Below are 22,503 nucleotides of genomic sequence, written 5' to 3'. Positions count from 1 at the left end.
GGGGTCGTTTGGGGGGCTATGAGGTGCGGGGTGCGGGGTTAGGTGAAATCCAGCGAGAGATCCGGAGGGGAGCCGATCAGGCTACGGAAAGCATTCTCCGCCTTATGGCAGGTCACCTCCTCGGGAAGTTCGGTCAGCGTGTAGTGGAAGGTGCCTTTCTCCGCTCGGTATGATCCGGCGACCGGGCCGTGCGGCGTGGGGATGGAAAATCGTCCCCCTTTCTCCATGATGTTGAAGGATCCGCCCTTCGCTTCGACCGCGGCGGCGATGCGTTCGGTCAGTTCGCGAATGGGTTGGTGAAAGGTAATGGGGAATTCGCAGGTCGGCATATGAAAGGCGTTTACGTTGACTACCTCTTGCAGGTCAGAGCCGGCAAAGATGTTCGGCAGATCGACGTCGCAATTCCACACACCGGTAATCTTGTCGCAATCTCCTCAGGTTGCGACATCGCTGAATGAGCTGTCCAGGGTAGCTAAAACTGCAGGGTAGGCACCTCCTCCGCCGGGGTGTACAGCTGCCGTAGAAAATACACGGTTCCCGCAATCATAACCATAGCGTACAGCGCCACCAGCCACATTCCGGGGGTCTCGTATCCACCCAGACCGACTTGCACCGTCTGGTACTCGACGTACGTCAGGCCCAGCAACAGCATCGTCACCAGAAAGCGCATCATCCGGATGGCACTCCGGTATTCCGAGGCGGCGTTGAAGTGGGTGATCCGAACGGGGTAGGGAAAGCGGTGAACCCGCAGGGTCAGCAATTGTACCAGCACGAACACCAGCGTACCGACCAGCGGCAGAAATAAATAGGGCAGGCGATCCCCATAGGGGGTGGGCCAGCCGTTCATGCTGAAGCGGAATGGGATAGCGCCTGGAATGTTGGCGAATCCACTAGCGGTGATAGCGATAAGGATGGCGAGAGCCGTGGCGGCAGCGAGCTTGAGCCAAATATCCGCCGCGGATTTCGGCAGGTCGATTCTGGGACGTGGCATAGTCAGATAGCTTGAAGGTTCTACAATACCATGATCGACCAGCAGCGGGCCAGACCGGGGTGCAACCCGGTTCGTGCCTCAGGGGGCAAAGTACACCTTCCAGGCGTCGGTGCCGAACTTTTTATCCACCAATCAGTGAAGCAACCGGACTTACTTCCCCTCCGCCAGCGGCGAGATCATAATGTGCGCCCGGTGGGTCCCCGGATCCATAATCCAGGGATGGTTGGGTGCTACGGGCGACTCCGGCAGCCCGGTTGACGCAGCCGTTGCGTAGGGCATGTACACGACGTAGCGGTACTGTGCCCCCGGAATGCTACCGGTCGCCGGGTCGTAGGTCGCGTTGTCACCGTAGTAGATGTGCAGGGTGGACCCGGTTTCGCCCATCGCCAGTTTTTTGCTTTTTACCTCCTCCTCGCGCATGGCGAAAATTTCCTGGGCGTTCTTGCCTTCTTCCCGGAGCTCGCGCCCACGGGTCATAAAGGGTTCCATATCCTTATGGTAGCAGGCCGCACTAAATCCTTCTTTATTCGGATCGTCGGCCAGGCAGATGAATTCGTTATTCCCCTCGCGGAGCGTCACGAATTCACCGGCCATGTTGTAACCAATGACCTTCGCTCCGGCGCGGCTGGCCTCGGGCGCGGCCAGTACGGCGGTTTCAACCAGCGCTTCGTCGGTATCGATCGGCCGGTAATCCCCTTCCGCGACCGGTGGATTATCGGACGCGTTCACGGATTCGACGGTCGGACTTGCCTCCACCTCGGCGGGCTCCCCGCCATCGTTGCAGGCGGACAGTGCAAAAAGCAGGGTAGTGCAGGTAAGACTAAAGAGAAGGTTTTTCATAGCGGCGGTAGTTTTCGGCCCTCGACTAAAGCTACGGTATTGCCAGCCTTGCCGCAAATAGGGCTACTACCGTCCCAAAACCATCAGGCAAAGCAGGATGGCGGCGGAGCGCAGGAAAATTGGCCGTTGGCGACCGCTAGACAACAAATGCGGACCAGCTTTTTACGACGGGTTGACAAGTGTACGAAGGGTGCGGTAAAAAAAAAGACCCCATCCGCTTGGGATGGGGCCTCCGTTGTTAGGTACACTTGAGTTATGTAGCCTCGAATAATGAATGTTCACGTGTCTAGTGTCTGTAGGTAAAACGGCAAACCCATACCGGCATTACGCCCTTAACGTCCTTTTTACAATAAGTTTTTTTTGGCCTGCCTCGCCGGGCTTCCCGAACAGGTATTCATTCCACGACGGCGGAGGCCACTTCCCGGTGGATGCGCCGGCGTTCTCCCCTTTATCTTTCTTAAGTATGACTAGGAAAGAGTGGTCAGGCTCGACGGCGTCACCCGCCTCGTTCGTGTAATAAACTTTGCTCGTGCCGTGGTCATAGGCAACGGTATCGCTGACGATGACGGTTTCCTTTGGCGACATAACCAAACTGTCGTACCTGAACCGCTCCATCGGCGCTTCCCGCATTTGCTTGTATTCTATCCAGCGAATACTCCTTATCCATTTGATTATCACAAGCCTGCCAGTCGCGATGGCTACTGCGCGTCGGGTTCTTCGGTTGCCTGCTACGGGGATACGGTTTACACCAAAAAAGGGCCGGTACGAAAGCTCGTACCGACCCTTTACATTCCAAAGATTTTGAGGGGATCAGTTATCCTTCACGTCGTAGCGATCCAGCATCATCACCTTATCCCAGGCGGCGACGAAGTCCTTCACCAGGCGCTCGTGGCCGTCGTCGGCGCCGTACACTTCCGCGATATTGCGCAGTTGGGCGTTGGATCCGAACACCAGGTCGCAGCGGGTAGCGGTATAGGCCGTTTCCCCGGTCTTGCGGTTGATGATGTTGAAGGTCATTTCCCGGCTGTCGGTAGGTTCCCACTTATAGTCCATACTCGTCAGCGTACGGAAGAAGTCGTTCGTCAGCTGTCCCGGCCGGTCGGTGAAGACGCCGTGCTTGGAGTAGTCCCAGTTCTGGTCCAGTACCCGCAGTCCGCCCGTCAGGGCCACCCATTCCGGTGCGGAGAGGGTAAGCAACTGCGCGCGGTCCAGGAAGATCCGCTCGGGCTGCACGTGGTAGCCGACCTTGTCGTTGTGGTAATTTTTGAAGCCGTCGGAAACGGGCTTCAGCCAGTCAAAGCTTTCCTCGTCGGTCAGCTCCTGGGTGGTGTCCATCCGACCGGGGGTGAAGGGTACCTCGATCTCCACGCCGCCGTCGCGGGCGGCCTTTTCCACGGCGGCGCAGCCGCCGAGCACGACCAGGTCCGCCAGGGTCACTTGCATATTGCCCGACTGTCCGCTGTTGAAGTCGCTACAGATGCTCCGCAGCGTGCCGAGTACTTTATTCAGCTCGTCCGGCCGGTTCAGTTCCCAGCCGTTCTGGGGCTCCAGGGCAATCCGGGCGCCGTTCGCTCCACCGCGCTTGTCGCTGTCGCGGTGGATGCTGGCGGCCGACCAGGCAGCCGATACCAGGGCCGGTACGCTCAGGCCGCTATCCAGGATGCGCCGCTTCAGGCTGGCGATCTCCGAAGTGCCGATGGGCTCGTGGTCGAGTTTGGGTACGGGGTCCTGCCACATCAGGTCTTCTTCGGCTACTTCGGGGCCGAGGTAGCGGTCCTTGGGGCCCATATCCCGGTGGGTCAGTTTGTACCAGGCTTTGGAGAACGCGAGGGTGAAGTAGTCGAAGTCGTTGAGGAACTTCTCGCACACCTTCCGGTACTCGGGGTCGCGTTTCAGGGCGATGTCCGAGGTCATCATCATCAGGTCGTTCATCTGCCCGTCGACGTGGGCGTCCGGCGTTTTGGGTGCATTGGGATCCACGGGGGTCCACTGGCCGGCACCGGAGGGACTCTTCGTTTGCTTCCACTCCAGTCCCAGGAGATTCTGCAGGTAGGTATTGTCCCAGGTGGTCGGATTGGGCGTCCAGGAACCCTCGATGCCGTTGGTCATGGTGTCCTTACCGTTACCGTTGCCCACGGGGTTGTGCCAGCCGAAGCCCTGCGCCTGTAGGGGCGCCGCCTCGGGAGCGGGGCCGATCTTGTCGGAGCTGACCATGCCGTGGCTTTTGCCGAAAGCGTGACCACCGGCCACGAGGGCGACGGTTTCCTCGTCGTTCATGGCCATCCGCTTAAAGGATTCGCGAATGTCGCGGGCGGAGTCCAGCGGGTCCATATTGCCGTCCGGCCCTTCGGGATTGACGTAGATCAGGGACTGGTGGGTCGCCGCCAGCGGGGCTTCCAGGTCGTGCAGTTCTTCCTTCACGCCACCCATCCAGCGGAGGTCGCGGTTGACCATCTCCTCGGGGTGGCCGGGCCGGTTCTGGCCGGCCATATTTTGGTCGTAGGGCTTGCCCTCCCAGAACTCGGGTCCCCAGTAGGTGCTCATATCGGGTTCCCAGGCGTCGCGACGGCCACCGCCGTAGCCGAAGGTGGGGAAGTCCATGATCTCCAGGGCGCAGTTGCCGGCCAGGATGATCAGGTCGGCCCAGCTGAGCTTGGCGCCGTATTTCTGCTTGATGGGCCAGAGCAGGCGGCGGGTCTTGTCGGTGTTGCCGTTGTCCCACCAGCTGTTGATGGGGGCGAAGCGCTGCATCGCCTCGGCCGCGCCTCCGCGACCGTCGGCGATCCGGTAGGTACCGGCGGAGTGCCACGCGGTCCGGATGACCTGCGGGCCATAGTTGCCGTAGTCGGCCGGCCACCATTCCTGCGAGGTGGTCAGCATTTCCTTGATGTCCCGCTTGAGTTGGGCAAAGTCCAGGCTGAGGAAAGCCGCCTTATAATCTTCGTCGCTGAGCGGATTCGCCTGCGGCCCTTCGCGGTGCAGCTGCTCGACGGGCAGCCGATTGGGCCACCAGTCATTGACCTGGGGATGGGTACCGATGGCCCCACCTACGCGGTTGCCCCGGAAGGGGCACTGGGCGAGGGTGTCGTCTTTTGCTAAGGTCTTCATGGCTGCTTTATTTTAGTCCTAAAATTGTATGTGTACACCGCCGGCCCCGTAAATTCGGCAAGCCGTTACCTATCGGACGCCAAATAAGGCGATGAAGAAAGCCACTAAATGAAAGCAGAGTCTCGCGTGGGGGACAACTTCCTGGCGTTTAACCGGAGATGTCAGACGATAATAAAGGGACCACATAATTGTTCAGCAAAAAGTACGTAAATCCCGTTTCCCCCGAACGATGACCGCCTCAAAGTCACCCGCCCTACTGAAGGCCGCGACGTACGCCGACTTCTATTCCAATGGCGTACAGCCTTTCCTTAATCGGGCCTTCCGCCAGGGGCCTAAGCTGATGGCGGCCGTTAGCTTGTACGAAAAGGGCATGCCGCTCCGATAGGCCGTACTCAATACCCATTGAAAGGGCCGCGCTCAGCTGAAAGCGGTGTACGGAACCGTTGCTTTCATCGTAATAGGTCACGGTGGTCCCGTTGTCGTCCTCCTGGCGCGAACGTGAAGTCAGGTAGGCACCGGGCAAGAAACCGGCCTCCAGGTAGGGAATCCATGCCCGCGCGCCGAACGTGCGCTGCCATATGAGGGGCACTTCCAGAAAGAACCTGTTCGTTCGTCTAGACAATTCGTCGGGTTGTCCGGGGTCAAATGCCGGATCGAAGCCTCCCTGGCCGTCGTGCTGCGTTCCCCAACGTAGCCCGCTCAGCATCGTATGGTAACCCAGCTCCGAGAGCCGCAGCCCGGTCCGGAGGCCGTTCGTTTCGCTCAGTCGACGTCGGTAGTGAATTCCGACCTGCCCGGTCACGATACCCCGATCCTCTCCTGCGATAGTGGAGGTATGTTGAGATTGATCATCTTTGGAAAACGTCGTAAAAGAATAGTGCAGGCCAGTAGAAAGGTCAAGGGAAGACCGTTGGGCGTTCACGAAGCCGCAAATACAAATGAAGATCAGGGTAAGTAAGTGGCGCATGCAAAGGTGATTGGACGTTCCTCCAACGATAATCCGATCAGTTTCAGTCCCTGACCGACTGTTTATGAGCCGCCGCTTACCCAACATATGCTGTTTGCACGGGTTAGGCCGGAAACCACCGGCTAGTCCTCTTCCGGTTTTCGCCTAAACTTTCACGTTATGCTACGCTACGCCATCATCTTCCTTGTCCTGACGCTCGTCATGGCATTCCTCGGCTTCGCGGGCATCGCGCTGGCCTTCGCCGAGATCGCCAAGATCCTCTTCTACATCTTCCTGGTACTACTGGTCATCAGTCTGGCCGCCCACTTTTTCCGGGGCGCGACGAAGTAAAATTTTGCGGCGGAGCGCAGGTAGAAAACTGCTGAAAGCGCTTCAACTATTTTACGAACGAGTGGCATGCTACCCGAGCTACCCTGAGGGCTCAGTCACCGTAGAGGAGTGAATGTGTGGACGTACCCGCGGTCTAGCAAAAATGCGAGCTCGAGTGCTCTACGAGCCGAGACTTCCCGCACACCCCCTCGACCCAGCGGGTTTCGACCTTGGTGCGTAGTGACCGACACGATCTGCCAGGGCAGCGCGCGGTGCGTCTGTGTGCGCGGAAAGACCCCTATCCATATACCGGCCGAAAACATGCCGTTGCCCGAAAGTTTTCGCTATCTTTCTATCCTGATGGTATCAAACTCCTTCCGGAGCATTTTCCGGTTCCATATTGTTACGGCGGGGGCCGCGGTACTCCTGTTCGGGCTTGGGTACCTGGGTGTCTTTGAGCTGTCCCCCTTTGAGTTGGGGCTACTCGCCGCTCAGCTAATCGTGATGGTGATCGTCGCGATACTTTACTACCGGGCTAGCGCCCGGAGGCCACCCTTTATTTAAGGCTATCAACGTCACCCCCCCGTCAGGGCCTGCAAATTGGCGGTGATCTTTTCGATGCTCCAGTCCCACCACCGCAGCTCGAGCAGTCTGGAGATGGTGGCTTCGTCGAACCGCTTTCTGATCTCCCGCGCCGGATTCCCGCCTACGATGGAGTAGGGCGCCACATCCTTGATCACGGTAGAATTCGTGGCAATGATGGCCCCGTCGCCCACGGTCACCCCGGCCATGATGGTCGCGTTGTATCCGATCCATACGTCGTTGCCGATCACGAGGTCGCCCTTCTGCGGATATTCCTTGCCCTCCATCGCTCCTTCCCAGCCGTGGCCGAAGATAGCAAAGGGGTAGGTAGACAAGCTCTTCGTCAGGTGATTGGCCCCGTTCATGATGAATTGGACGTCCGATGCGATCATGCAGAACTTGCCGATGATGAGTTTGTCGCCGGTGAAGTCAAAAAGATACTTGACGTTCTTTTCGAAATTCTCCACCTTTTCGAAGTCGTCGTAGTAGGTGTAATCCCCTACGATGATATTCGGATTCTTGATGGTATTCTTCAAAAAGCATAGCCGGTCGTAATGCTCCAGCGGGAATTTCTTGTGCTTATCGGGGCCTGACACGTTGGGAATGATGGTCGTTTTAAAGGTAGGAGTTGGGCGGCGGACATTTTACCTGCGCTCCGCCGCCCGAATAGATTGCTGGATCCGCGAAGCGGTCCTCTCGATCGACCCGTGTTACAGCTTCACGAAGGTGCGCACCGTCCGGTCCGGGCCTTCGATAACGGATAGGCGGTATATGCCCGCCGGCAGGGTAGCGAGGTCAAGCCGATGGGTTATGAATTCGTCTTGCTTTAGTAATCCTTGGGTATGGATTACCCGTCCGTTAGCGTCGTAAATGGAGACGTCCATCAGGCCGGTATACGTACTGCTTACCTGCACCGTTAAGGTTTGGTCTACGGGATTGGGAAAGACCCGTAACTCGCGCGGGGATTGCTGCGCACCGGAAGCCGATCCTGAATGCAGCACCACGGGTAGGGCTTTCGTATCAGGCAAACAACTGCGATCCGTGCCCCCCAAGCCCAGGGGCGTAGTGGACTCCCGGTTAAGGTGGATTTTGTCCAGCCGCGTATTGCCCTCGCGGTAGGCAACGTCGATGACATTGGTTCCGGCCGCCAGCGTGATGCGCGCGGGCATGCGGTTCCAGTAGAAACTGGAGCCGCGCCGGATATTCCGGTTATATGCATACCATTCTCCGCCGTTCGTGCGGACCCAGAAGCTGTCGCTTTCCGGCCCTGCGGCGAGAATGCGGGCAAAGACGTAGTAGGAGCCCGGCGCGGCGTCCGTAACGGTGAAGCGGAGGAGATTGGCCGACACGTCGGTCGGTGGCGAAGTCAGCGACGTAGCGCCCGGAGCGTAAACGTAGTCTCCCGAAGCGTCCGGACGACCGGCGGCCACCCAGTTCTCACCTACGCCGGCGCATTCGGCTTCCAGCCAGAAGCTGGTCTTGGCGAAAGGATCCTCTTCGCAACCATCCCCTACGCCATTGCCGTCCGTATCGAGCTGGTCGGGGTTGTACTGCCCGGGGCAGTTGTCCGTACCGTCCAGGACGCCGTCGTTGTCGGTATCCGCCGTCGGTTCGGTGACCTGCAGGAAAACCGTGGCGGTATCCGAACGGCCGGCCGGATCGGTGACGATAAGGGTAAGCTCGTACGTGCCGGCGGCGAAGGTTTCGGTGAGGATAGCACCGCTGCGATTTTGCGAGCCAAAAGCCCACCGGTACGTGAGTGGCCGTCCTTCCGGGTCGTAGGAAGGCGTAGCGTCCAGACTAAGGGTAAAGGGGGCTACACCGAAGGTGGGGGCCGGGGCCACTGCCGCAACGGGGGGTAGATTCGGCGGGGCTTGGGCACAGTTCTGGGCAAATTCACCTACGCCAACGGGGATGGTCGGTTGTTTGGTCAGGTAAATTTTGTCCAGCCCGGTTCCGCTCTCCCGGTAGGCGAAGTCGATCAGGTTGCGTCCTTCCCGGAGCGAAAGGCTAACCGGCAGGCGGTTCCAGCGGAAGTTGGGGCCTCGTTCGAATCCGCGGGACCACTTAACCCATTCGCCATCGTTGACGCGTAACCAGTAGCTATCGCTATCGGGGCCGGGGGCAAGCACCCGCGCGAACAGCCGGTAGGTGCCTGCTTCGGCATTGGGCAGGGTAAAGGTGACCCGGTTCGGTGCCGCATCCGAAGGGGGAGTGGTCATCGAATGGGCATCCGCTACGTAGACGAAGCGCTCGCTGGATGCTTCCGGGTCAATGGCTTCCATCCACCGGCGCCCGACCGTGGCGCATTCGGCTTCCAGCCAGAAGGTGGACCGAGGCTCCACGTACCATTCGCAGGCATCGAGTACACCGTCGCCATTGATGTCCTGTCGGTCGGGGTTCGCCACGACGGTTACCATGGCCGTAGCACTGGCGGTTTTGCCGGAAAGGTCGGTGACGGTGAGCACGACAGGGTTCGCACCCAGGTCTCCACAACCGAACGCATTGCGATCGATATCAATTCGGGCGATACCGCAAGCATCGGAAGAACCGTCGTCGAGATCGGCCGCGGTGATGGTGGCCGTTCCGGTAGCGTCCAGTTCGACGGTAATGTCCCGTGCCCGGGCCGAGGGGGGCGTGTCATCGCTGCCGGTAGCTAGGGTAACCTGCGCGGAGGTGGCTACGCAATTACTGCCGCCGGTTTCGGTAGCGCGGACGACGTAGTCTCCCGGGGGAAGGCCGGTGAAAATGCCGGTGGTGTTCGTCTTCGCCACCGGCCCCGTCAATAGATATGAAAGCTTCGGGCCGGACGTACCCGTAGCCTGTACGGATATGGATCCGTCGCTGGCGCCGGGGCAAGTTTCGGAGACCGTGGCGGGGGTGCTCAGGGTGAGGGAGCAGTCGCCCTGGCCCGCGAAAATGTACGCGGCTCCGGAATTTTCGCCGTTCTCGTCATCATTTGCTGCTCCGATAATTACCTGATCATTACTCAGGGCAAGGCTCCGACCGAAGTATTGCTCGGCCGAGGCGTCAGCGGCCATCAGCTTTCCTACCGAAGACCAACGGTCGGGGCCACCGGCGTTTCGGTGGTATACGTAGGCTAATCCGGTGTAAGGTCCCAGGGCGTTGTCAAATGGGGCGGCTACGATCGCCACGCTGTCGCTGATGCTCACGTCGTAGCCGAAGCCGCCTTGGTTCACCCTGGATTCGGGGATAAGTTTAGCCACCTGACCCCACAGGTCCGTTCCTCCCTGGTTGCGGGCAAAAACGTAGGCGGCACCCGCATCCGTGCCGCTTTCATCGTCCAGGTCGTCCGCAACGATGACCAGGTCACCGCTGATGGCGACGCTCCGTCCAAAGTAGTTTGGATATACCGGATCGGGGGCGGTCAGTTTGGTAACCAGACCCCATTGATCGAACCCATCCGCATTCCGGTGAAATATGCAGGCGAAACCCGCCTGGAGCCCTTCGTCGCTGTTATTCAGGGCACCGACGATGGCTTTGTCGCCGCTGATGGCTACACTCACGCCGAAACCGTCGTAATCCGCCGGGTCCGGAGTCGTGAACTTGGCGATCTGTCCCCAGTTGTCCGGTCCGCCGGCGTCCCGGGAAAACAGATAGGCCGACCCGGCCCGCAGATCGTTGATCGAATCGCCCGGCGCGCCGACGATGATTAGGTCACCACTCACATCAAGGCTTTGCCCGAATACGTCGTCGCCGTGAAGATTTGGCGAGAAAAGGGTGGCCACTTGTCCCCACTGCCCTGGTCCGCCGGCATCTCGGGAGAATACATAGATGCCGCTAAACGGTTGGCGATTGGCATCGTAGCGCACCCAACTCACCGCGGCCACGTCGCCATCGATGGCGACGCCGCTACCGGACTTGGGCCCGCGGTCCCCGTCCTCCACGTTCAGTTCCGCGATTTGTTGCCACTGGTCCGAGTCCGCTGACGTTCGTTGAAAAAGGTAGGCCTGCCCGCTAAAAAGATTAGTCGACGTACGGTTCGCCCTACTCGCTCCCACGATCGCCAGATCACCGCTGATGTCAACGTTACTGCCAAAGCGATCGCCGCTGCCCCCATCGACAGCGTAAAGTTTGGCGGTCTGGATAAAATCCTGGGCGGTGCCAGGCGCGGGAAACAGGAGAGCCACCCATGCCAGATTGACAAGAATCGTTCCCAAATAGGCGGGGTACGCCCGCGGCGTGGTCGGTGTAATGTGTCGTGTCATGTTTGCTGTAATTAGAAAGCCGAACGAAACCCGTCGAAGAGCGGAAGGCACGCGGCCACCGCCCGCTGTAGACGGCAAATTGGAAATGGGTTGGAGGTGGGTCAGTCCACGGGTTTCGCTGTGGGCCGCAAAGGCTTCGTTAGTCGATCAGCGCAGGAACAGGACCAGACCTAATATAGCGCTATCCGAAGCAACCGGCGCGTTTTTGGTGCGTTCGTCTTGTCTGCAGGGAGTACGGTTCGGGGAAGGCATTTACTTCCCTGCGCTCCGCCGCAAAAACATCGTACCTTTGCCCCGTCCCGCAAAACGGGTGCCCCGATATGAGTGAAGCCATCCACCACGAGTGCGGTCTAGCGATGATCCGGCTCAAGAAGCCACTGGACTATTACAATAAGAAGTACGGTACGCCCCTGCACGGCCTGAAGTGCCTGCAGCTGCTGATGCGCAAAATGCGCAACCGCGGACAGGACGGCGCCGGCATGGCCACCATCAAGCTCGACCACCCGCCGGGTAAGAAGTTCATCAGCCGCAAGCGGAGCAACGCCTCCAACTACCTCGACGACCTGTGGCAGGGCGTCTACCGCCGCTTCGACGAGCTGACCCCCAAGCAACTGGCCAACTCCCAGTGGCTCAAGGAAAATCTGCCCTACACCGGGGAGGTCATGATGGGCCACCTGCGCTACGGCACCCACTCGACCAACGCCATCGAAACCTGCCACCCCTTCCTGCGGCAGAGCAACTGGAAGACCCGCTGCCTCATCGTGGCCGGCAACTTCAATCTGACCAACGTCAACGAGCTTTTTCAGGAACTGGTGGAGCTGGGGCAGTACCCCAAGGAGAAGTCGGATACGGTCACCGTACTGGAGAAGATCGGTCACTTCCTCGACGACGAGGTGCAGCGCATCCACACTTGGCACAAGCCTGACGGCCACACCAACATCGAGATCAACGACATCATCGCCGAGGAGCTCGACGTACAGCGCCTGCTGAAGCGGGCCAGCAAGAAATTCGACGGCGGCTACGTCATGGGCGGCATGATCGGTCACGGCGACGCCTTCGTGATGCGCGACCCCGCCGGTATCCGCCCCGCCTTCTACTTCGAGAACGAGGAATTCGTGGCCGTCGCCTCCGAACGGCCGGCCCTGCAGACGGTCTTCGACGTGCCCTTCGGTACGATCAAGGAGGTCGAACCCGGCCACGCGCTCATCATCAAGAAGAGCGGCAAGACCTCCATGGAGCCCTTCACCAAGCAGCTGCCCCGGGCCGCCTGCTCCTTCGAGCGCATCTACTTTAGCCGCGGCAACGACCGCGATATCTACCTGGAGCGCAAGGAACTGGGCCGCCGCCTGGCCAAACCGGTCGCCAAGGCCGTGAATTACGACTTCGACAATACCGTCTTCAGCTACGTGCCCAATACCGCCGAGACCGCCTACTACGGCATGATCGAAGGGCTCGAAGACGAACTGCGCCACTGGCGGAAGGACCGCATGAAAAAGCGGAAGAAGGACGGCAAGAACGGCTTCGGCAAGGTGCTCAAGACCAAAGTGCGCAACGAAAAGATCGTCGTCAAGGACGGCAAGACGCGCACCTTCATCGCCGACACCACCAGCCGCGATGATATGGTCAGCCACGTCTACGACGTCACCTACGGCATCGTGCGCGATAACGTCGATACGCTGGTGCTACTGGACGACAGCATCGTACGGGGCACCACCATGCGCGACTCGATCATCAAGATCGTCAGCCGCCTGAAGCCGAAGCGGATCATCATCGTCTCCAGCGCGCCCCAGATTCGCTACCCCGACTGCTACGGCATCGATATGTCAAAGATGGGCGAGTTCGTCGCCTTTAAAGCCATGGAAGCCCTCCTGGAAGCGAAAGGGAAAAAGAAATTACTCAAGCAGGTCTACAAGAAGGCGGTAGCCGAACTGAAGAAGCCCGATAACAAGCAAAAGAACGTCGTCAAGGAACTCTACGACCAGTTCAAGTACGAGGACGTCTCCAAGAAGATCGCCCAAATCATGACCCCAAAGGGCACCAAGCCGAAGGTGGACGTGATCTACCAGACCATCGACGACCTCCAGAAGTCCTGCCCCGATAATAACGGCGACTGGTACTTCAGCGGCAACTATCCTACGCCGGGGGGGACGCGGGTGGTTAATAAGGCCTTCGTGAATTATATGGAGGGGAGTACGGAACGGGCTTATTAGGGGGTAGGGGGGGTGGTTGCTGGTTGCTGGTTGCTGGTTGCTGGTTGCTGGTTAATATGGGTCGGCGAGGCGGATCAGGTCGCTTAGTTCCTCTTTGTAGCCGTGGGGATCGGGAAGGTTGGCGCTATTGAGCCAGTGTTGAACCGCTGTATAGGTGAGCGATCGAGTGTATTGGGATTGGCGGAGTAATTGGCCGAAAGCGGCGACGGAGGCTACGAAGCGGAATTGGTCGCTCGCGGTGGCGAAGCTGGCACCCTCGTCGGTTACCGACAAGCTTAGGGGGACGCTCTCCGTGGCGCCGGGAGCTTTGTACCGAAAATCGATAGTGAATGCCTGCGCCTTCTGCACGTCCTGCTTGTGGGCGGGAACGATCTCGTAGAGGGCGGTGATGTTCTGGCCGGCACCGATCTCGCCGGCGTCTTTCGTGTCGTCTTCAAAATCCTCCTGGTTCAGCAGCCGGTTCTCGTAGCCGATGAGGCGGTAGGACTGAACGACATCCGGGTTGAAGGCGACCTGGACCTTGACGTCCTGGGCGACGGTGAAGAACTTGCCGGTCTCGTGCAGAAAGACCTTTTCAAGTTCTTCCGACTTGTCCAGGTACTCGTAGGTGCCGTTGCCGTGGTTGGCGATCTGTTCCAGCATGTGCTCGTTGTAGTTGCCACGACCCACGCCCAGCGCGGTGAAGAATACGCCGGATTCCCGCTTCTTCTCAATTAGCTCAATAAGTTCGTCGTGATCGGTGATGCCGACGTTGAAGTCGCCGTCGGTACCCAGGAAGATGCGATTGTTACCGCCCTCGATGAAGTTACGGGAAGCCTCTTCGTAGGCGGCCAGAATCCCGCCAGCTCCATTGGTGCTGCCGCCCGTGCTAAGCTTATCAATCGCCCTCCGTATCCGGACTTTGTCGCTGCCCGCGGTCGAAGGAAGCGTTACCCCGCTCCAGCCGGCGTAGGTGACAATCGAGAGAAAGTCCCGGTCGGACATTTGATCGACGAAGCGGTACAGCCCCTGCTTCAGCAGGCCTATCTTATCCGGACTGCTCATCGATCCGGAGACATCGACCAGGAATACGTAATTCGCGGGTGGGGCGTCGCCTAAATCGCGGCCCTGAATGCCGATCCGGACCAGGCGGTTGTCCGGGTTCCAGGGGCAGTCGGCCACCTCTCCGTTCAGGGCAATCGGGATGTCGGAGGTCGGAGCGGGGTAATCCAGGTCGAAGTAGTTTACCATCTCTTCTATACGCACCGCGCCCGGAGGCGGGAGTGCACGGTCTGACTGCAGGAAGCGGCGAACGTTAGCGTAGGAGCCGCCGTCGGCGTCGATGCTGAAGGTGGAAACGGGTTCTTCCGCGGTAGCTACGAAGTCGTTTTCCACCAGTTCACCGTATTGGTCGCCGGAAGGCTCGACGGACTCGCCCGATGCATCGTTACCAGCGTAATTGGCTTGGGGCGAATAGGCTCCACTATCGGAAAAGTCCTGGGAACAGGCGGTAAGCAGACCTAAAAAGAGCAGGGGAAGGAAGCGCATGATTTCGGGTTGTACCCCGCCAGACGCATAAATTTCCACTTTCGTTGGGTGGCCTCTTTTTTTTGGCGGCGGAGCGCAGGTATTGCGCTTTTTTTTGAAGCCGGGCTACTTCCCTCATCCGGAGACCGGCAATTCTTCCGATACGGTATAGAGGCGCAGGGGTTCCGACCGGCCACGCAAGGGGGGAGTGCCGACGTGCCGCAGGCTGTACTGTTCGCCGAGGGGAAGTTTTTCGAGCAGGACAAAGGAGACGAGTAGATCGACCTGGTAGGTATTGCAGAGCAACTGGATGCGCGCGGTGGCGTTGAGTATGTCACCGGTGTAGGTGATGTGCTTCTTTATCACGCCCACTTCGCCGGCGGTCACGGGACCGTAGTGCAGGCCGGCCTTGAATTCCGGGGCCAGTCCGAACTTCGCTTCGTACCGGTCGGCCCGCTGTCGCAGGGCGCGCTGCATGTCGAAAAAGCAACGCAGGCAATGGTTGTTACGCAGTCCGTCGGGCCGTGACCAGCTTACGATCACCTCGTCGCCTACGTACTGGTAAATCTCGCCGCCGTAGCGGTCGATGGCGGCGGACAGGTCGGCGTAGTAGTCACGCAGCAGGTCGAAATAGCGGGCGTGCCCGAGCCGTTCCGTGATGGTCGTGGACGAACGCATGTCGAGGAAAAGAAAAATCCTTTCCTCCTGGATGGGTCGGTGGTAAGTACCCGCCAGATAGCTGAGTAGAGTGGTGTGACCGATCAGTTCGCTGACCTGTGCGTAAACGATCGACAAACCGATCGCGACGGAAAGCTGAAGCGCGGTACTTAAGTGCGTAAAGCTGACCTGATAGCGGCCGAGTTTGGACCAAACGGCGGGGTCCCATACGCTCGTGTTCTGCTCCATCGCCGCCGCTACGGGAAAAGTGATGAGCACCACCACGTGAATGAACAGCAGGTAAACAATCAATTTGTACAACGCCTTGCGCAGGAATGGCAAGCGACTAAAGCGGCGGTTGAGGAAGTACAGCTCCACGTAGCCGACTAGTAAGCCGAGTACGGTCATGGCCGCTAAAGCAAATACAAGTATCCGGGCATCGGGCACAATAGCGGTATCCGTTTCCGGAAAGCGGCCGCCCGCGGTAATCCATTCGATCAATAGGAAGATCACCGAACAGGCCAGCCATATCCCACCGAAGGGAAGGATACGGAGGAAGCGCCGCCGTTGGGTGACCGAAAGCATTCAATAAAGGTAGCGGCCGAAACTTACCTTGCGAAACCAGCACCCACGGTAGCCACGCATGCTGGCTTCCGCAGGCACCGGTATAGCGAATTGTGCATAGTGTCGTCACAGTCAAAGACGGCAGGCAACGGATTAGCGTTGGTCAGGTGCCTGCCTTTTATGCGGACAAATCCACCCGGCGATTCGCCACAGGTAGGGGGCGTTCCCTTTAATCCGGTGTTCCTATTTTGCCGCAATGGCGGTTCTACACCACACCGGTTGTGAAAAGAGTGGATATGAGAAGATATGTATTGGCGACACTCGGTGCATGGCTAATCGCTACATCCGCCGTAGCGGCGCAGAACCCCGCTATCCAGGTACTGTACACGGCGGATCCCGCTCCGGTGGTATATCGGGATACCGTGTTTCTTTACGTGGGCCACGACGAACCAAATGCGCCGGATAATAAATTCCTGATGCGGGAGTACCGGCTGTTCACCAGCGTGGACATGGTGAACTGGACGGCCCATCCCGCTCCGCTTAAGACCAGCGCTTTTGCCTGGTCGGCCGGCGATGCCAGTGCGGCCCAGTGCATCGAGCGTGACGGGAAATGGTATTTCTACGTCTCTACCCTCAATAAAGACCACCCCGGCGTCAGCGTGGGGGTAGCCGTGGCCGATAGTCCCTACGGACCCTTCCGGGATGCCCAGGGCGAGGCACTGGTCACTAATGACATGACCACCTTTGGCAAGCATTCCTGGGATGATCTCGATCCGACGGTATTCGTCGAGGAGGGGCAGGCCTATCTCTACTGGGGCAATAATGCGTGCTACCGGGCCCGGCTCAACAACGATATGGTGTCCTTGGCTGGTGAGATCACCGCCCTGGACATTTTCGATCCGCAAGTTTTCGGCCCCGACTTCGAGGAGGCGCCCTGGGTGTACCGGCACGGGGATCGTTTTTACCTCATCTATGCCTCTGATCCCAACGAGTCGCTGCACTACGCCATGGCCACCGGACCCGAGGGACCGTGGCGGTACGGTGGTAAGCTCATGGACCGCACCGGCAGCAGCGGATCGAATCATCCGGCGGTTATTGAATTCCAGGGCCAATCCTACCTGTTTTACCACACCGGTGAATTACCCGGAGGCGGCGACTTCAAGCGCTCGGTATGCATTGAACCCTTCAGCTACCGGCCCGATGGCTCTATTCCGCCCATTCCAAAGACCCGACGGGGCGTGACCGAAGCGGTAGCTAGCCAGGACCCTTACCGGCGCACCGAGGCGGAAACGATAGCCTGGTCGGAAGGACTTGCGGTTGCGGATGGTGATTCCGTAGGTATGTACGTCGGTAGCATCCACGACGGAGATTACCTGAAAGTGCGCAACGTGGACTTCGGGCCGGAGGGCCCCACTGCATTACAGGCCTCGATTTCGAGCCGCTACCTCGGCGGTTCGTTGGAGATCCGGCTGGACGCGGTAGACGTGGATTCCGTCGGGGTGCTGCGGGTACCCTACCTCGGCCACTGGGATGACTGGCGCTCCCTGACCACGGAAGTGGCGCAGATAAGGGGCGTTCACGACCTGTACTTCGTATTCCGTGGCGGTGCACCCCAGGAACTGTTCCGCTTCGATTACTGGCAGTTTCGCTGACCGGGGCGGATCCGTCGGGACGTTAAAGGCCGAAGTGCCATGTCGCCCCGAGCGTAAGCGCTCGTTACTGAGGCACCTGGCGGACCGACGTCAGCGCTCTAAGAATCCAAATTTATGCCCACCCCTATCCTGGACGCCGATCTGCCGGACACGATGTCATGCGAAGCAGACCCGGTTACGGTAACGGAGATAGCTAAGCTTTTCGTCGAACTCAACGACAACCGGCAAAGGGTCTTGTACGGACGCTATACGCTGCTCGCCCTGACGGCCCTGGAAGGCTCTTCAGCCTACCTGCTGTACCGCGAAGGTGGCGAACCGATGGAACAGCTGCTTACGGGTGGAGCGATGGCGGGCGGTTATTTGCTCTGCGCGTTATTCACGATTCGCTACCACCTGGCCGGTTTGGCTGCGGGATTGGGAGTCTACCTGGCGGGTAATTTGGTTACGCTGGTACTCCATCCCGACCAATTCACCCAGGGTTGGGGACTGAAGGTCGCTATCGTGACCGGGCTGGCGCTGGGGCTACACGCCGCGTTTGAGCGGCGCAAACTGATCCGGCGGCTGTCCGATCTTCCAGTCAGGGGTTTCGAACTGGATATGGCGCACAAATTGGAGAAGCTTTAGCCTAGACAAGTGCAAAAGCGAGGGGCACTTTAGTGTCGGCTGGTTACCGGTTGGTATAAGAATTCACGGGTTTCGTCTATTCCCGTGCATCCCTCCGTATTTTGGTACGGTCCTTTACTACCTAATCAACCCGTCACTATGCACAACCTTGCCTATCTCACCCTATTTCTGTGCTGTCTTGGTATACCACTGACCGTCCTGCATGCCCAGGATGCTTCGGATGGTCCCGAAATGATCACCTCCGTCGAAGGGGTCACCGAGTACGAGCTCGACAACGGACTGACCGTCCTGCTCTTTCCCGACCAGTCCGTACCCACCACGACGGTCAACGTTACTTATAAGGTGGGTAGCCGCCACGAGGCCTACGGAGAAACCGGTATGGCCCACCTGTTGGAGCACCTGGTCTTCAAGGGTACGCCGGATCACCCCAATATCCCCCAGGAACTCACCGAGCACGGCGCCCGCCCCAACGGAACCACCTGGTACGACCGCACGAATTACTTCGAGACCTTTTCCGCTACCGACGAGAACCTCGATTGGGCCCTCGATATGGAAGCCGACCGTATGGTCAATTCCTTCATCGCCGCCGAGGATCTGGAAAGCGAAATGACGGTCGTCCGCAACGAGTACGAGAGCGGGGAAAACGACCCCACCGGCGTGCTGATGGAGCGGGTACTCAGTACCGCCTACCTCTGGCACAACTATGGTAAGTCCACCATCGGTTCCAAGGCCGACCTGGAGAACGTTCCCATCGAGCGGTTGCAGGGTTTTTACCGGAAGTATTACCAGCCCGACAACGCGGTGCTGGTCGTGGCCGGAAAATTCAACCCGGAAACCGCCCTGGAGCTGATTGAAGAAAAATTCGGCAGCATCCCCCGCCCCGAGCGCGAACTCTATCCCACCTATACTCGCGAACCCGTCCAGGACGGTGAGCGCTTTGTCGAATTGAAGCGAGTTGGGGACGTACAGGTAGTCCAGGCAGCCTATCACGTGCCCGCCGGCCCCCACCCGGACTTTCCCGCCGTCGCGGTGCTGATGAATACGCTGGTCGACGAGCCTGGCGGCATCCTTTATAAGGCTATCGTAGAGAACGGTGATGCCAGCAGCATGTGGGGCTATGCTCCCGCCCTGGCCGAGCCCAGCTACGCGTTCTTTAATGCCAGCGTGCTCAAGGAGAACGACTTGATGGACGTGGAGACGGCCATGAAGAATACCCTGGACAGCCTGGCCATGAATCCGCCCACCGAGGAGCAGGTAAAGCGCGCCAAGGATGGTATCCTTAAGAATTTCGAGCTTAATCAACGGGACGCCAACCGCGTCGGTCTGCTCATGAGCAGCTACATCGCGCAGGGCGACTGGCGCCTGGGCTACATCTACCGCGACCGCGTGGAGCAGGTGACCGTCGACGATGTCATTCGCGTAGCCGAGAAGTATTTCAAGCCGCAGAATCGTACCGTCGGCCGCTTTTATCCGGTAGAGCAGCCGGATCGCTCGGACATTCCCGAGGTCAATGACCTCAACGCGATCACCGAGGGCTATGAAGGGCGCGAGGCGATTGCCGAAGGGGAGGAGTTCGATCCTTCCTACGAAAATATCGACAGCCGGACCGTTACCGGAACGCTGGGCGAGAATGATAACATCGAATACATGCTGCTGCCCAAGGAAACCCGCGGCAACAGCGTGAACGCCCAACTCGTATTCCGCTTCGGCGACCTCGAATCCCAGGAGGGGCGCTCCGAAGCCGGAGAGAAGGCCGTCCGTATGCTCATGATGGGTTCGGAAAAGTATGACCGCCAGCAGATACAGGATAAGCTCGACGAGCTTAAAGCCCGCGTCAATGCTTACGGTAGCAACGGTACCCTGGTCTTCAACATCGAGGCCGAAAACGAGCGGCTCCCGGAAGTAATCGACCTGATCGGAGAGGTAGCCCGCCATCCCGTTTTCCCTAAGTCGGAATTCGATAAGATGGTGAAAGAAGAACTCGCCTATATCGACGAACAGCGTAACGACCCGCAGGCCATCGTCTTCCAGGAGATGCAGCGCCGCACCGGCGATTACCCGAAGGGACATCCTTACTACGTTCCCTCCTTTGACGAACAGGTCGAGAGCCTGAAGGACCTCACCGTCGATGACGTCAAGGCCTTCTACGAAGAAGTATTCGGGGGAGCTAACGCGACCTTCGCCGCCAGCGGAGATATGGATGTCGACGCCGTCAAAACCGCGCTGGAGAAAAACTTCGGTGATTGGGACAGCCCGGTCGCTTTCGAGCGTATCCCGCGGGAGTACACGGCGGTTGACCCCGATATGGTCAAGATCGAAACGCCCGATAAGGCCAATGCCTGGTTCGTAGCCGTGCAGACGCTGCCAATTAATGATGAGAACCCCGACTATCCCGCGCTGGTCATGGGCAATTATATGCTGGGTGGTGGCTTCCTGAACAGCCGTTTGGCTACGCGTATTCGTCAGAAAGACGGACTCAGCTACGGTGTCGGCAGCCAGTTTAGCGCCAGCTCGCTGGATGACCGGGGCATCTTCATGACCTATGCCATCTACAATCCGGAAAACCGGGAGGCCCTGGAAAAGGCATTCCGCGAGGAAATCGAGAAGGTGCGTACCGAAGGCTTTACCAAAGAGGAGCTGACGGCCGCGAAAAGTGGCTGGAAGCAGAACGCCGCCGTAAGCCGCGCACAGGACCGCAGCATGGCGGGACAGCTGGAAGACAACGCCTACCTCGATCGAACCATGGAATGGAGCAAGGAGCTCGAAGAGCAGATGATGAGCCTCACGCCGGAAGACGTTAATGCCGCAATCGAGAAGTACATCGACGTGGACAAGATGGTCCTGCTACGGGCCGGCGACTTTGCCAAGACCGAATCGGTCAAGAAGCCGTAACCTTTTAGCGAAAGCGCGTTACTTTGGGCGGGGCCGTCGGTATCTTACCGGCGGCCCCGCCCTTCGTTAATGTAATTGCCCTCATGCGCTATCTCTGCTTCCTCCTCCTGCTTCCTTTTACCGCCTGTGATACGACCTCCGACACAACGGAGGAACGAACCACTACCGCACCGGACCGGGCGGCTGACGGGGAAGCATCCATGATGCTGACCGCCGCGGGCGTGGAAGCGGAAACCGTCTTTGATTACGAAGACATCATTTGGGGTTTTACCTGGCTGCCCGACGGACGCATCCTGGCGACGGTCAAGGACGGTCGGTTCCTGCTCATCGACGGCGATAGCTCGACGGAAATTTCCGGAGCCCCGGAGGTCCGCGACGCCGGGCAGGGAGGATTGCTCGATGTCTTACTCGATCAGGATTTTGCCGACAACCGCTACGTGTACCTGACCTACAGCCGCCCCGAGCAAGGTGGTGAGCTCGGCTTCACCTCCGTCGGACGGGGCAAGCTTAGTGAAGACGGCACCCAGCTCGAGAACTTTACCTCCCTCTACGATGGCGGGCCGGCAACCGATAAGGGGCAGCACTACGGAAGCCGGATGGTCTGGGGGCCTGAGGATGGCTACCTCTACTTCACCATTGGTGACCGCGGTAACCGCGATGAAAACCCCCAGGATACGACCCGCGACGGCGGCAAAGTCTACCGCATCACCGCCGACGGCGAGATTCCGGAGGATAATCCGTTCGTGGGTGATCCCGGCGCGAAGGAGGCCATTTACTCCTACGGTCACCGCAATCTCCAGGGCCTGGCCGTGCATCCGGAAACCGGCGCCATCTGGGAGCACGAGCACGGCCCGCGCGGGGGCGACGAGGTAAACATCATCGAGGCCGGCAAGAATTACGGCTGGCCGGTCATCACCTACGGCATCAACTACGACGGTACGCAAATTACCCAGGAGGTCGCCCAATCCGGCATGGAACAACCCATCCACTACTGGGTCCCCAGTATTGCCCCCAGCGGCATGGCCTTCGTGACCGGTGATCGCTACCCAGGTTGGGAAAACGACTTGCTGGTCGGCAGTCTTCGCTACAGCTTCCTCAAACTCGTCCACCTGGATGGCACCGACGTCACCGGCGAACAGGATATCATCAAAAATATCGGCCGCCTCCGCGACGTCCGCATGGGTCCCGACGGCTATATCTACGCCAGTATCGAGGGCACCGGTATCGTACGCGTCGTCCCCGTCTAAATAACTGACGTCCCCGTAACCGAAGGTTCTTGCCACCAAGGCCCGCCAGCAATAGTGTAGGGTAGCTCCCGCACCCCGCACCCCGCCCTGGAAGGGACGGCATCCCAACAGCGAGGTCCGCAGCG

The 22,503-nt window shown here is 59.1% G+C and carries 16 protein-coding genes; 6 read left to right on the top strand and 10 right to left on the bottom strand.

All coding sequences use genetic code 11. The features are described from left to right. Nucleotides 1-38: 38 nt before the first annotated feature. From DRW39_RS13060 to DRW39_RS13035, 6 genes are all read right to left on the bottom strand, one after another. Nucleotides 39-410, bottom strand: coding sequence for a hypothetical protein (locus DRW39_RS13060; RefSeq protein WP_116107496.1), 372 nt, complete (start codon nucleotides 408-410; stop codon nucleotides 39-41). 62 nt (nucleotides 411-472) lie between these two features. After that, nucleotides 473-991 (bottom strand): hypothetical protein, encoded by a 519-nt coding sequence (locus tag DRW39_RS13055; protein WP_116107495.1) that lies wholly within the window; start codon nucleotides 989-991, stop codon nucleotides 473-475. A 150-nt stretch (nucleotides 992-1,141) separates the two neighbouring features. After that, on the bottom strand, nucleotides 1,142-1,831 hold the full coding sequence (locus DRW39_RS13050; RefSeq protein WP_116107494.1) for a hypothetical protein: 690 nt from the start codon (nucleotides 1,829-1,831) through the stop codon (nucleotides 1,142-1,144). Between the two features lie 324 nt (nucleotides 1,832-2,155). Beyond that, nucleotides 2,156-2,416 carry a hypothetical protein gene (locus DRW39_RS13045; protein ID WP_157976094.1) on the bottom strand — a complete coding sequence of 87 codons (261 nt, stop codon included), beginning with the start codon at nucleotides 2,414-2,416 and terminating at the stop codon, nucleotides 2,156-2,158. A 225-nt stretch (nucleotides 2,417-2,641) separates the two neighbouring features. Then, nucleotides 2,642-4,939: a catalase/peroxidase HPI gene (gene katG, locus DRW39_RS13040; RefSeq protein WP_116107492.1), complete on the bottom strand. Its 2,298-nt coding sequence runs from the start codon at nucleotides 4,937-4,939 to the stop codon at nucleotides 2,642-2,644. 253 nt (nucleotides 4,940-5,192) lie between these two features. Continuing rightward, entirely contained in the window at nucleotides 5,193-5,906 is a 714-nt protein-coding gene (locus DRW39_RS13035) for an outer membrane beta-barrel protein (protein ID WP_157976093.1), read from the bottom strand. A gap of 159 nt (nucleotides 5,907-6,065) precedes the next feature. Between DRW39_RS13035 and DRW39_RS13030 the strand changes: the two genes are divergently transcribed. Further along, nucleotides 6,066-6,236 carry a DUF1328 domain-containing protein gene (locus tag DRW39_RS13030; RefSeq protein ID WP_116107490.1) on the top strand — a complete coding sequence of 57 codons (171 nt, stop codon included), beginning with the start codon at nucleotides 6,066-6,068 and terminating at the stop codon, nucleotides 6,234-6,236. 554 nt (nucleotides 6,237-6,790) lie between these two features. Here the strand turns inward: DRW39_RS13030 and DRW39_RS13020 are convergent. Both DRW39_RS13020 and DRW39_RS13015 read right to left on the bottom strand, forming a co-directional pair. Further along, nucleotides 6,791-7,393 carry a CatB-related O-acetyltransferase gene (locus DRW39_RS13020; protein WP_116107488.1) on the bottom strand — a complete coding sequence of 201 codons (603 nt, stop codon included), beginning with the start codon at nucleotides 7,391-7,393 and terminating at the stop codon, nucleotides 6,791-6,793. Between the two features lie 114 nt (nucleotides 7,394-7,507). Next, on the bottom strand, nucleotides 7,508-11,026 hold the full coding sequence (locus DRW39_RS13015; protein WP_116107487.1) for a PKD domain-containing protein: 3,519 nt from the start codon (nucleotides 11,024-11,026) through the stop codon (nucleotides 7,508-7,510). Between the two features lie 320 nt (nucleotides 11,027-11,346). Between DRW39_RS13015 and DRW39_RS13010 the strand changes: the two genes are divergently transcribed. Beyond that, nucleotides 11,347-13,236, top strand: a complete 1,890-nt coding sequence (locus tag DRW39_RS13010) for an amidophosphoribosyltransferase (RefSeq protein ID WP_116107486.1) — start codon at nucleotides 11,347-11,349, stop codon at nucleotides 13,234-13,236. 51 nt (nucleotides 13,237-13,287) lie between these two features. On the opposite strand, the gene DRW39_RS13005 is transcribed toward DRW39_RS13010, so the two are convergent. Continuing rightward, entirely contained in the window at nucleotides 13,288-14,763 is a 1,476-nt protein-coding gene (locus DRW39_RS13005) for a vWA domain-containing protein (RefSeq protein WP_116107485.1), read from the bottom strand. A 114-nt stretch (nucleotides 14,764-14,877) separates the two neighbouring features. Next, a complete protein-coding gene (locus tag DRW39_RS13000) occupies nucleotides 14,878-15,984 on the bottom strand; it encodes an adenylate/guanylate cyclase domain-containing protein (protein WP_116107484.1) in 1,107 nt (368 codons plus the stop codon). 275 nt (nucleotides 15,985-16,259) lie between these two features. On the opposite strand from DRW39_RS13000, the gene DRW39_RS12995 reads away from it, so the two are divergent. The 4 genes from DRW39_RS12995 to DRW39_RS12980 all read left to right on the top strand — a co-directional run bounded on the left by DRW39_RS12995 (nucleotide 16,260) and on the right by DRW39_RS12980 (nucleotide 22,378). Beyond that, on the top strand, nucleotides 16,260-17,615 hold the full coding sequence (locus tag DRW39_RS12995) for a glycoside hydrolase family 43 protein (RefSeq protein WP_116107643.1): 1,356 nt from the start codon (nucleotides 16,260-16,262) through the stop codon (nucleotides 17,613-17,615). Between the two features lie 114 nt (nucleotides 17,616-17,729). Next, a complete protein-coding gene (locus DRW39_RS12990; protein ID WP_116107483.1) occupies nucleotides 17,730-18,239 on the top strand; it encodes a hypothetical protein in 510 nt (169 codons plus the stop codon). 138 nt (nucleotides 18,240-18,377) lie between these two features. Next, nucleotides 18,378-21,131, top strand: a complete 2,754-nt coding sequence (locus tag DRW39_RS12985) for a M16 family metallopeptidase (RefSeq protein ID WP_116107482.1) — start codon at nucleotides 18,378-18,380, stop codon at nucleotides 21,129-21,131. A gap of 83 nt (nucleotides 21,132-21,214) precedes the next feature. After that, on the top strand, nucleotides 21,215-22,378 hold the full coding sequence (locus DRW39_RS12980) for a PQQ-dependent sugar dehydrogenase (RefSeq protein WP_116107642.1): 1,164 nt from the start codon (nucleotides 21,215-21,217) through the stop codon (nucleotides 22,376-22,378). Nucleotides 22,379-22,503 lie beyond the last annotated feature (125 nt).

The organism is Lewinella sp. IMCC34191, from assembly GCF_003390935.1.
Classification (GTDB): Bacteria; Bacteroidota; Bacteroidia; order Chitinophagales; family Saprospiraceae; genus Neolewinella.
The sequence above is the reverse complement of the archived record's forward strand: the minus strand, read 5'-3'. Positions and strand labels throughout refer to the sequence as shown.

Bases quoted from the DNA above. Each gene is read 5' to 3' on its own strand.
- DRW39_RS13055 (WP_116107495.1), bottom strand. From the start codon at position 991: ATGCCACGTCCCAGAATCGACCTGCCGAAATCCGCGGCGGATATTTGG.
- DRW39_RS13050 (WP_116107494.1), bottom strand. From the start codon at position 1,831: ATGAAAAACCTTCTCTTTAGTCTTACCTGCACTACCCTGCTTTTTGCA.
- DRW39_RS13045 (WP_157976094.1), bottom strand. From the start codon at position 2,416: ATGTCGCCAAAGGAAACCGTCATCGTCAGCGATACCGTTGCCTATGAC.
- katG (WP_116107492.1), bottom strand. From the start codon at position 4,939: ATGAAGACCTTAGCAAAAGACGACACCCTCGCCCAGTGCCCCTTCCGG.
- DRW39_RS13035 (WP_157976093.1), bottom strand. From the start codon at position 5,906: ATGCGCCACTTACTTACCCTGATCTTCATTTGTATTTGCGGCTTCGTG.
- DRW39_RS13030 (WP_116107490.1), top strand. From the start codon at position 6,066: ATGCTACGCTACGCCATCATCTTCCTTGTCCTGACGCTCGTCATGGCA.
- DRW39_RS13015 (WP_116107487.1), bottom strand. From the start codon at position 11,026: ATGACACGACACATTACACCGACCACGCCGCGGGCGTACCCCGCCTAT.
- DRW39_RS13010 (WP_116107486.1), top strand. From the start codon at position 11,347: ATGAGTGAAGCCATCCACCACGAGTGCGGTCTAGCGATGATCCGGCTC.
- DRW39_RS13005 (WP_116107485.1), bottom strand. From the start codon at position 14,763: ATGCGCTTCCTTCCCCTGCTCTTTTTAGGTCTGCTTACCGCCTGTTCC.
- DRW39_RS13000 (WP_116107484.1), bottom strand. From the start codon at position 15,984: ATGCTTTCGGTCACCCAACGGCGGCGCTTCCTCCGTATCCTTCCCTTC.
- DRW39_RS12995 (WP_116107643.1), top strand. From the start codon at position 16,260: ATGAGAAGATATGTATTGGCGACACTCGGTGCATGGCTAATCGCTACA.
- DRW39_RS12990 (WP_116107483.1), top strand. From the start codon at position 17,730: ATGCCCACCCCTATCCTGGACGCCGATCTGCCGGACACGATGTCATGC.
- DRW39_RS12985 (WP_116107482.1), top strand. From the start codon at position 18,378: ATGCACAACCTTGCCTATCTCACCCTATTTCTGTGCTGTCTTGGTATA.
- DRW39_RS12980 (WP_116107642.1), top strand. From the start codon at position 21,215: ATGCGCTATCTCTGCTTCCTCCTCCTGCTTCCTTTTACCGCCTGTGAT.